Here is a 10678-nt window from a genome sequence, read left to right as displayed (position 1 = left end):
CGCAGTATTTAAAGGACATCATCAAACCGGAAGTATTTGTGGTCAGTCCTTTATTGCGTGCGCAGGAAACTCTGGCGCATTTACAGCACTATTTTAAAGATGTGCCCGTGGTGATCTGTAATACTATCAAACCTGATGATGATGCCAAAGTTGCAGTGGAATGGTTGTCGCAACTGCCGTATGAGTCTATTGCGGTGGTTTGTCATATGAATGTAGTGGCGCATATTGCTTCCATTCTGCTGACTGAGTCTTTTCATCCGTTTCATTTGTCAGAAGCACGTATTTATGATCAGGCCGTGATTGCACCAGGTCTATCAACACAAGTTAAAAGTTTTATTCCAACAGTATAAAAAACCAATTAAAACGGTAGAACACAATCGATGTTGTATTTATGGATGCCGGAAGCCAATGGGGTTTGGCAATGGTCAAAGGGGGAGTTCTGGAACACTGCTGCAACACTTGAGCAGCTGATTCAGGATATTCAGGCCTATCATGGTGAAGAGGCGACGGTCTTTTTTCCAAGTCGTCATGTGCAAATTTTGCAGCAGACTTTGCCAAAGAGCCAATATAAAAAAATGGGCAATGATGGCATTAAATATCTGTTAGAAGAATATGTAGTACTGCCTGTCGATACCATGAAAGTGCTGCATCATTTTCAGCAGCCTGACCAGATCAGTATTCTGGGGATTGCAAATTCTACAGTTGAAACTTTGCAGCATGCCCTGAATTTGATTCCTGTTAAACTCGCTGCATTATTGCCAGACTTTCTGGTTTTGCCAGTGCCTGAACATGCGCAGCAGCGCGTTATTGCACAAATTGGTGGGCATTTTCTGGTACGTGAAGCTGAATATATCGGCCAGTCAGTGGATGATCTGAGCCTTTATCTGGATTTTCAGTCTAAAGATCTGGAATATCAGGTCAGCAATCTCAGCCCTGAACAAATGAGCAGTTTAGAAGCGGTAGCAACACGTGAACAATTAAACTCGTTCCAATATACGTTGCCAATGCTAAAAAAACCGAAACAGCATCCATTTAATATCCTGCCAAAGGGTAAATCGGATCATACTGTTTCCGGTTACTGGAAAGCCTGTGCGGCGGTTTTTCTTGGGATTTTAGTACTACAGTTTACTTATGATGCGGTGCGCTGGTATCAATATAAAAAAGTCGCCAATACCACTGCGATGCAGGCGATTGACCAGTTTAAATATTGGTTCGGACAAAATTATCCGGTCACTGAGCAGAATATTAAAAGTCAGTTTGAAGCCCAGCTTCGTCAAAGTCAGACTGCGGATACTCAGGCTTTGCAGCTCATTAGCCGAGTCGGGCCGGTGTTGATGCAAAACCAGATTGTGGCACAGCGTGTCAATTATGATCCGTCTGGATTGAGTCTGCAGTTACAGTCCAATTCATCTGAAAGTTTAAATACTTTGACCAAGCAACTGGGGCAGCAGGGCTTTAAAGTAGAATTGGGGAATATACAGGCGAATGGAACAGGCGCCGTAGGACTGGTGAAAATACAATAATGAAAGCTATTGAAACCTTACAGAACCGCATGGATCTGCAAATTGAAAAACTGACCGATTATCTGGATCGTTTGTCAGCACGTGAACGCATTCTGGTGATCTTTACAACGATCTTTGTGCTGGTGACCGCTATTGCAAGTGCACTCTGGGCGATGCATCAGGCAGCAGATACCCAGCAGAAACGTTTAAATGATCTAAAAGATACGCTGGTCTGGATGCAAAGCAATGCTGTTACTATGAAGCCGGCAGGAGACTTGCAATTAGATGCAGCAGAAAAAGTGCAGCGTATTGCTCAGCAACAAGGGCTGTCGGTCGCATCACAGCAAATGGATGGAAAAATTCAGTTGATGCTGTCTCATGAAAATTATTCTGTGCTGGCCAACTTCCTGACACAGTTGGCACAAATGGGGCTAAGTATCGAGAAAATGGAACTAAATAATGAAGCAGGGCAGATTAAATTAACAGCGACTGTGCAATAACTGGTAAAAATAAAGATTTGCAAAGCATGGTTTTTTTGTCAGCCTATGCCTATAATATGCCGACTTAAAAAGCAGTAGACTTTTCTAGATATGTTGTATTCTCTAGCCCGCCCTTTGTTGTTTTCTTTAGCACCAGAGCGTGCACATGAGCTGACACTATCACTATTAAAATCATCCCATAAAATGGGCATGATACGTCAAAATGTTGCTGTGAAACCTGTGACCTGTATGGGAATTGAATTTCCTAATCCGGTCGGTCTTGCAGCAGGGTTAGATAAAAATGGTGCCTATATTGATGCCTTGGCCAGTCAAGGCTTTGGTTTTATTGAAATTGGTACCATTACTCCACGCCCGCAACCTGGTAATCCTCATCCGCGTTTATTCCGTCTTCTGAAAGCCAAAGCGATTATTAACCGTATGGGTTTTAATAATGATGGTGTGGACAAACTGATTGAAAATGTTAAAGCTGCAAAATTTAAAGGTGTGCTGGGAATCAATATCGGTAAAAACGCTGATACTCCGGTAGAAAAAGCAGTAGATGATTACCTTATTTGTTTAGAAAAAGTCTATAATTATGCTTCCTACATAACCGTTAATATTTCTTCTCCAAATACTAAGAACCTGCGCAGTTTACAAAGTGGCGATGCACTGACTGAATTGCTGGAAACGCTGAAGAATCGTCAGCTGGAACTGGCTCAGGAACATCAGCATTACGTTCCTCTGGTATTAAAAGTTGCACCGGATCTTGAAGCTGAAGATATTGCCTTTATTGCCAAGCAGTTATTGCAATACAAGATTGATGGTCTGATCGTGACCAATACCACATTGTCACGTGAAGGTGTGGAAGGTCTGGAGCATGCAGAAGAAGCGGGCGGTTTATCAGGCGCGCCAGTCTTTGAGAAAAGCACGGCATGTCTGGCTGCATTTGCAGAGGAATTAAAGGGACAAATTCCATTGATTGGTGTGGGTGGTATTCTTTCAGGTGCGGATGCGCTGGCCAAGAAAAAAGCTGGTGCAAGCCTTGTACAAGTCTATAGTGGCCTCATATATACTGGGCCGGAACTGGTTAAAGACTGTGTAGCCGCGCTTTAAATCCTATGAATGCCATTGATATCTTTCTACTGATTATCTTGCTCATTGGAGGGCTCAACGGTTTGCGCCAAGGATTTATTAAAGCCTTTGCGAACTTAGTGGGATGGATTTTTGCCTTGATTATTGCGGCGAAATATTCAACACTACTTGCGCCCTCAATGGTTGCTCTCAGTACAGATCCAGTGGTACAGAAGATTGCAGCCTTTGCCTTTATCGTTCTGATGATTGTGGTACTCACCTGGATTGTCACCTTTCTGCTCAACCGCATATTAAAAACCCTGAAACTTGGTCCGCTGAATCGTCTTGCGGGGGGTGTTTTCGGCAGCCTGAAAGGTTTGCTGATTGTCCTGATTACCATGCAGGGGATTGGCCCTTGGGTGGAAAGTTCGCCGCACTGGAAGCAGTCCAAATTTATACAGGTCTTATTGCCATATGCGCCTTGGGCAACAGAGCTCTCCAAAGAAGCCGCAAATGGCGCCCTGCAACATATCAAGTCTGAAGGGGCACAGAAACCTTCAGATTCCTCATCTGAACCGGCATCCAAGGCCAAGAGTTCAGATGCGTCAACGAATAATCCTTTTTATTAATCCTAGCTTGTCTGCGAGGTTGCTATGTGTGGAGTAGTTGGTATAGCTGGTAAATCACCTGTTAACCAAATGTTGTTTGATGCATTAACGATGTTACAACATCGTGGACAAGATGCAGCTGGGATTGTGACTTGTCAGGAAGGCCGCCTGTTCCTGCGTAAAGATGTCGGTATGGTCCGTGATGTATTCCATACCCGTCATATGCGTGCTTTACAGGGTAATTATGGTATTGGTCATGTGCGTTACCCAACGGCGGGTACTTCAAGCAGTGCCGAAGCGCAACCATTCTACGTAAACTCACCTTATGGGATTACGCTGGCGCATAACGGTAACCTGACCAATGCTGAAGAAATTCATGACGACCTGTTTAAAACTGACCTGCGTCACATGAATACTGATTCAGATTCAGAAGTGCTACTAAACGTACTGGCGCACGAATTACAAAAACGTGGCAAGCTGGTACCAACATCTGAAGATATTTTCCAGGCTGTGACGCGTGTCCATGAACGTTGCAAAGGTGGTTATGCTGTTGTTGCGATGATTACTGGTCAAGGTCTGGTAGGCTTCCGTGATCCAAACGGTATCCGTCCATTAATTTATGGTTCGCGCGAAACAGAAAATGGTATGGAATATATCATTGCTTCTGAATCTGTAGCGATTACTGCGCTAGGCTTTAAGGTTGAGCGTGATATCGAACCGGGTGAAGCGGTTTTCATTGATTCTGACGGTAATTTCTTTACCCAGCAATGTGCAGCAAATCCAGAATACCGTCCATGTATTTTTGAATATGTGTACTTTGCCCGTCCAGATGCAACCATTGATGGGATCTCTGTGTATAAAGCCCGTCTGAAAATGGGTGAGAAGCTGGCACAAAAAATTCTGCGCGAGTGGGGCGATGAGCACGACATCGACGTGGTGATTCCAATTCCGGATACTTCACGTACTTCTGCACTTGAACTGGCTAATATGCTAGGCGTGAAATTCCGTGAAGGTTTCATGAAAAACCGTTATATCGGCCGTACCTTCATCATGCCAGGTCAGCAACTGCGTAAAAAATCAGTACGTCAAAAACTGAACCCGGTTGAGCTCGAGTTCCAGGGCAAAAACGTTCTACTAGTCGATGACTCGATTGTGCGTGGTACGACTTGTAATGAAATTATTCAGATGGCACGTGATGCGGGTGCGAAAAAAGTATTCTTCGCTTCTGCGGCACCTATGGTGAAATATCCAAACGTATACGGTATTGATATGCCGGCGAAATCTGAACTGATCGCTTCTGAACGCAGTGTAGAAGAAATCCGTGAAATCATTGGTGCTGACCGTCTGATTTTCCAGGATCTGGAAGACCTGAAAGATGCAGTACGTACCAAAAAAGTTCCTCATTTGCGTGAATTTGACTGTTCTGTATTTGATGGTGTGTATGTCGCAGGTGGAATCAATGCTGAATACCTCGATCAATTAGAGCAAAAACGCAGTGATGGCGCCAAAAAAGGCGACAATTTTATTGATGTGAATATTGATGCAGCATCAGTTGACCTGACCGGTGTACGCGAAGTCTAAGCAATTAAAATCATGATGAAAAAGCGGGAATTTCCCGCTTTTTTGTTTTATGATGAGCCCAAGGAAAGACCAGATCAGTTAGGGTGGTAGATTGAAAAGCGTAGGATATGCTTTGGTCAAAAACAAGAATATGCTATTGCTAGCCAGCTTTTGTCTGATTGCGATACTATTAACAGTTCTGATTATCAATACAGTGGTTGGCCTGTTTGTTTTCTATGCTGATCCTGGCCAGTCGATATGGTGGCATGTCCTTAGTCCTTATCTGGTAGCACTGGTTTTGTTCTTGATGATTATTTCGGTCATCTATGAATTTTATACGTTTCGTGCCGGCGGCTATTCTTTAGCCCAGCAAATGGGCGCGCGTCGACTGAACCAAATGGAAAGTATTCCGGAAGAAAGTGCTGCACTACGGATCAATACTCAACTGGCAGATACGTTCCTGATTGAACCGCCAGCTATGTATGTCCTGCCGAATGAAGTGGGGGTCAATGCATTAACAGCGGGTTTTAGTCCACGTGATACTGCTATTATTCTGACTTGGGGTGCATTACAAACTCTTGATGAAATTGAACTTTATGGCTTGCTCAGTCATGAATTTAACAAGATTCTATCTGGTGAAACAGCTGAAAATACCCGCCTGAAAATTCTATATAGCAGTCTGACCACTTTTAGCCAGTGGGGCAGCAAGATTGCGAAGTTGGGGTTTTATCGAAATGATGTACCTCGCGAAAATAAGTTTGAAACTTTCTATGTTTCAATCGGAGCAGTCATCTGGTTGATTGGCAGCTTGGGTATTTTGATCACGCGTTTTATTAAATATATTTCATTGGGCGGACGTACCTATAAAAATGATCAGAAAACCCGACGCCTGATTCAGAATGATGCCAATATTCAGACTTTATTGCGCATTCATGTGCATCATTCAGGTTCACAGATTTATAGTGAATATGCCGAATCCATTTCGCATATGTGTTTTGCCAATTCTTTAAGTCCACAGAACTGGTTGAATATTCATCCGAATATTAATCAGCGTATTTATGAATTAAATCCTGCCTTGATTCAAGATCTGCAGCTTGAAAATCTGAAGAAATTAAAAAATCAGCCTTTGTTTAGTCTGTTCCGTTCACTCGAAGATGTCGTGCCTGAAAGCACAGCAGTCTGGGAATCCCCACAGCCTTTGCCTTTATTGCGTTTGTCCCCAATTAGCTTCGCCATTAAAGATGCCATCAAGCCATTGAATCCTGAACTACGTGCCAATATGCCGCGTCCGGAACTGATTGAGCGTGCTTTGCAAACTTCGACCGGTTCACGTGAGGTGATGGTCGCGATTCTGATGATCCGGCAATATCGTGAGTTTATTCCAACCGAGGCAGAAGTCAGTCGTGCGATTATTGATTCATTATTAAATCTGGATGGACGGGTACATATCTCGATTTTCCAGCAAGCCTGTAAAAATATTGGTGGAATGCCAACCACGGTGGCACGGCAGTTTTTAATGAAGCTGGCAAGGATTATTCAGGAAGATGGTGAAATCGGTTTGCTGGATGCCTTATTGCTAGAACGGGTGAAGTATGAACTGAATTTGCTGCCGATGCATACACCGACGTCTTTAGATGAAGTCAAACCACAGATTGTACGTCTGATTGATGCCTTGCTGCATGTGCAGCAGATTAACAGCGATAATCAGCTAGAGGTTCGGGAAAAGATTTTAAATCGTATTCTTAGCCCAAGAGAACTTGATCTGTATAGTGAAATCTCAGATGAGCCGATTGATTTGGCTGAGATTTTAAATGATATTGCAGGATTGTTATTGCGTGATCGTCTGAGCATGTTAGGAATTGCAGAAGTTTGCCTGTGGAGCGACCGGATCATGACTCAGGATGAGCTGGATGTGATGGAGCTTTTATACTGGCGCTTGGGCTTTGAATCCAATGAAATTACCCAGCAAATGCTTAAGAAAAACAGCTTGATGATTATCTAGTATTTTTAAATTAATAAGATGTATTTAAGTCCAGTCTTTCAAGAACTGATCTATAAACAAACTTGCAGTAGAAAAAAAGTAATCTTATAAACTGATTTCTATTTTGAGTTAAAATGACTCAAGATAGAGAGTGAAAAGCTGGAAATAGTTCGGCAAAGAAAAGCGAATCCCGTTAAAATGTTCAACCTGAAATAGGTGATGAAGAAAAGATGATTGGGCATCAGCGTGACATACTGGCAACATTAGGAATCGATATCTGGATTCCCAAGGGCGACGTATGTCAGCAACATCAGGTTTCGATCTGGCGTGATCAGGCCCCAGCAGAATTGCATAGCGAAATCATCCTGCCACAACCGACTCAGATTGCTCCGGTAGCAAAAGCTCCTTTAGTCGCGCCTGAGCCTGTTACAGTTGAAGCAAAAGCTGAAGTTAAAAGTGAAGCATCAGTAGTTATTGCACCTATTCAGGAACAGCGGGAAATTTTGCATATTCCGCCATTTAACTTGCAGGCTTTAAGCTTGGAACATTGCACGATTGTCATCGATGCCACAGAAATGACCGAGCAAACCCAGCTTTTATGGACCAATATCCAGCGTGCTCTACACAGTGAATTTTATGAACTGAACTGGCCATTTCCGTGGGTGAATCTGCAAGATGGCCGGGGTGTTGAATCTTATATTCAAGGTTTTCTGGACATGATGAGCTTGGAAAAAAATATCATTTCACTTGGCTCTATTCCGCATGTGACACATAATAAAATGATTCAACTGGCATCTTTACAGGAAATGCTGGATCAGCCAATACATAAAAAACGCTTATGGCAGTTTATGCAAAACAGGCCAGCGAACTCAGAATAATATTGATGTGGAATAGGGACATATGAAACAAAAAGTGATTGTATTTAGCCAGATCGATCAGGATGTCCAGAAAAAACTCGAACAAAATTTTAATGTAGTAACTTTACAGCCGAAACTGGGCAATGTACATGAACAGTTGCTGGAACATGTGCGCGATGCCGATGGCATGATTGGGGCAGGCCGACTGCTCAATCGCGATAATCTGGCACCAGCAACCCGACTTAAAATCATTTCTAGTGTCAGTGTAGGGTATGACAACTATGAAGTTGATTATCTGAATGAAAAAAATATCTATCTGACCAATACTCCACATGTCTTGACTGAAACCACGGCAGATCTGGGATTCACACTGTTAATGGCAGCTGCACGCAAAGTGGCTTATCTGGATCACTGGACCAAACAGGGACAATGGCACCGCACGACACGTGAAGCACAGTTTGGTATGGATATTTTCGGAAAAACGCTGGGGATAATCGGACTAGGGCATATTGGGGCAGCAGTTGCACGCCGTGGGTTTTACGGTTTCAATATGAATATCCTTTACCATAATCGCCATGAAAAACCGGAATTGGCTCAAGGGCTCAGTGCACAGTATTGTTCTCTGAAGGAGCTTTTGCAGCGCTCAGATTTCGTGGTGGTTACCGTGGATTTAAATGCTGAATCAAAAGCTTTGATTGGAGCAGAACAACTGGCACAAATGCAGCCACATGCGGTGTTGGTTTGTATCTCCCGTGGGCCTGTGATTGATGAGCAGGCTTTGATCGAAGCTTTAAAAGCCAACCAAATCTTTGCTGCGGGTCTGGATGTTTATGAGAAAGAGCCTTTAAAAGAATCAGAATTATTTGAACTAGATAATGTCATTACCTTGCCCCATGTCGGTTCGGCCACAGTGGCGACACGTCGAAAAATGGCTGAGCTGGCTTATCAGAATCTGGTTGATGTACTTGAAGGGCGGGTGCCACGCTATGTGGTGAATCCTCAAGTGATTGGTTCATCTAAGTAATATTAAATAACATTTCCCTGCATCTATGCTCATTTTTCGATGCTATATTCGAGACAGGTTGAAACTGAATTTTAGAGATTTTTCATTGAAACGTTTGGTATTGGCGTGCGGGTTAGGTCTGTGTGCAGCAGCAGGACATAGTGATAATGATTATTTTAATCAGCCTGCTGCACAATTTTCTGTACCGGATATTGGTGCGGGCGTCGGATTGATCGATCAGCAAAAAGAACAAATGATCGGTGAGAAGGTCTATCGTCAAGTCCAGAAACAAATGCCTGTGATTCAGAATCCATGGCTTGAAGATCAGTTACTTTCCATATTCTCTCAAATTCTCAGTCAGACCAAATTACAGCAGCCGATTGGGTTAATGGTAATCAATGATCCGCAAATTAATGCTTTTGCAGTACCCGGCGGATTATTTGCTTTAAATGCTGGCCTGATTAATTCAGCCCGGAATACAGACGAAGTGGCAGGGGTGATGGCACATGAAATTGCACATGTTACACAACGTCATTACAGTCGTTCGCAAGAAACCTTTAAAGGACAAGGGTTATTAGCCTTAGCAGGGATTCTGGTGGGGGCATTAGTCGCTTCACAGGCAGATGGTGATGCAGGTGCAGCAGTGATGATGGGTTCTCAAGCAGCACTACTGGATCAGCAATTGACTTATAGCCGTAATCAGGAACGTGAGGCGGACCGGATCGGGATGCAATATATGTATGCTGCCGGCTATAGTCCGCACAGTATGGCGGATTTCTTTGAAGTGATGCATCGGTCCACTAGCCGTTTAAGCTTTATGCCAGATTTCTGGCTGACGCATCCTTTAACTACTGAGCGTATGAGTGAAGCGCGTTTGCGTGCCAATCAGTTGCCTGCGGTTAAGCGTAATTTAAATGATCAGGATTTTGAAATCATTAAATGGTATACACGGGTACTGTCACGTCAGACTACTGAACAACAGCTCAACTTAATGGTGCAACGTAATGATTTTCCTGGTCAGCTGGCTTTAACGGCTTATCAGCTTCAACAGGGAGATTTTCAGGCGGCACAAACCGCACTGGATCAAGCCAAAAAGCACAATAAAATGCATCCTTTGCAGGTGTTATTTCAGACTGATATTTATCTGGGGCAAAATCAGCTGGATAATGCGCTAAAAAGCATTAGTTCAGCCGCACGGATCATGCCGGAAAACCGTGCTTTAAATTATAAATATGCTGAAACCCTGATTCGTGCTAAACAGCCTGATCAGGCCAGAACGATTGTGCAGCGCTTTTTAAATAGCAATACCCGTGATGTTAGTGGCTGGAGATTAATGCAACTGGCAGCGAATGCAGCACCTGATTCATCGATAAAAGCCGCGAATGTCTTGCGTTATCGGGCTGAAGTGGAGTACTGGTCAGGCTATGAGGAAACTGCGATTAAGTCCTTAATACATGCTCAACGCATCAGCAAAGGCAATCAGTCTTTATCGGCAACGATTGGCCAGCGTTTAAAACAGATGCAGCAAACGCGACAGTTTAAAATTTAAGTCTATTTTTCTAATGATTTCTAGCTTCAGTAGATATAGCCGAAGTTCACTAAATCACGCTACAATCC

At 43.4% G+C, this 10678-nt stretch carries 10 protein-coding genes; all 10 read left to right on the top strand.

All coding sequences use genetic code 11. The annotated features are described in order from the left end of the window. Positions 1-350 (top strand): phosphoglycerate mutase family protein (locus B4J23_RS06530; protein WP_291359437.1); only part of this gene is annotated, 350 nt, incomplete at its 5' end. Positions 351-380: 30 nt separating this feature from the next. Then, positions 381-1523, top strand: coding sequence for a type II secretion system protein GspL (gene gspL / locus B4J23_RS06525; RefSeq protein WP_034704057.1), 1143 nt, complete (start codon positions 381-383; stop codon positions 1521-1523). After that, positions 1523-2002, top strand: coding sequence for a type II secretion system protein GspM (gspM, locus tag B4J23_RS06520; protein WP_125279231.1), 480 nt, complete (start codon positions 1523-1525; stop codon positions 2000-2002). Before gspL ends, gspM begins: the two co-directional genes overlap by 1 nt. 90 nt (positions 2003-2092) lie before the next feature. Next, entirely contained in the window at positions 2093-3094 is a 1002-nt protein-coding gene (locus tag B4J23_RS06515) for a quinone-dependent dihydroorotate dehydrogenase (RefSeq protein WP_034704054.1), read from the top strand. A 5-nt stretch (positions 3095-3099) separates the two neighbouring features. After that, positions 3100-3681 (top strand): CvpA family protein, encoded by a 582-nt coding sequence (locus tag B4J23_RS06510; RefSeq protein WP_005235088.1) that lies wholly within the window; start codon positions 3100-3102, stop codon positions 3679-3681. Positions 3682-3705: 24 nt separating this feature from the next. Continuing rightward, positions 3706-5241 (top strand): amidophosphoribosyltransferase, encoded by a 1536-nt coding sequence (gene purF / locus B4J23_RS06505; RefSeq protein ID WP_004782444.1) that lies wholly within the window; start codon positions 3706-3708, stop codon positions 5239-5241. 91 nt (positions 5242-5332) lie between these two features. After that, positions 5333-7222 carry a M48 family metalloprotease gene (locus tag B4J23_RS06500; RefSeq protein ID WP_171431267.1) on the top strand — a complete coding sequence of 630 codons (1890 nt, stop codon included), beginning with the start codon at positions 5333-5335 and terminating at the stop codon, positions 7220-7222. A 209-nt stretch (positions 7223-7431) separates the two neighbouring features. Continuing rightward, positions 7432-8079 (top strand): hypothetical protein, encoded by a 648-nt coding sequence (locus B4J23_RS06495; RefSeq protein ID WP_125279230.1) that lies wholly within the window; start codon positions 7432-7434, stop codon positions 8077-8079. A gap of 22 nt (positions 8080-8101) precedes the next feature. Then, positions 8102-9082 carry a 2-hydroxyacid dehydrogenase gene (locus B4J23_RS06490; RefSeq protein WP_291359431.1) on the top strand — a complete coding sequence of 327 codons (981 nt, stop codon included), beginning with the start codon at positions 8102-8104 and terminating at the stop codon, positions 9080-9082. A gap of 85 nt (positions 9083-9167) precedes the next feature. Continuing rightward, complete coding sequence (locus B4J23_RS06485) at positions 9168-10610, top strand: M48 family metalloprotease (protein WP_171431266.1); 1443 nt, start codon at positions 9168-9170, stop codon at positions 10608-10610. Positions 10611-10678: the final 68 nt, after the last annotated feature.

The sequence above is a fragment of the Acinetobacter sp. UBA3025 genome (assembly GCF_002367915.1).
Classification (GTDB): domain Bacteria; phylum Pseudomonadota; class Gammaproteobacteria; order Pseudomonadales; family Moraxellaceae; genus Acinetobacter.
Note: the sequence above shows the minus strand (reverse complement) of the source record. Positions and strands in the feature narration are given on the sequence as shown.

Bases quoted from the DNA above. Each gene is read 5' to 3' on its own strand.
- purF (WP_004782444.1), top strand. From the start codon at position 3,706: ATGTGTGGAGTAGTTGGTATAGCTGGTAAATCACCTGTTAACCAAATG.
- B4J23_RS06510 (WP_005235088.1), top strand. From the start codon at position 3,100: ATGAATGCCATTGATATCTTTCTACTGATTATCTTGCTCATTGGAGGG.
- gspL (WP_034704057.1), top strand. From the start codon at position 381: ATGTTGTATTTATGGATGCCGGAAGCCAATGGGGTTTGGCAATGGTCA.
- B4J23_RS06515 (WP_034704054.1), top strand. From the start codon at position 2,093: ATGTTGTATTCTCTAGCCCGCCCTTTGTTGTTTTCTTTAGCACCAGAG.
- B4J23_RS06495 (WP_125279230.1), top strand. From the start codon at position 7,432: ATGATTGGGCATCAGCGTGACATACTGGCAACATTAGGAATCGATATC.
- gspM (WP_125279231.1), top strand. From the start codon at position 1,523: ATGAAAGCTATTGAAACCTTACAGAACCGCATGGATCTGCAAATTGAA.
- B4J23_RS06490 (WP_291359431.1), top strand. From the start codon at position 8,102: ATGAAACAAAAAGTGATTGTATTTAGCCAGATCGATCAGGATGTCCAG.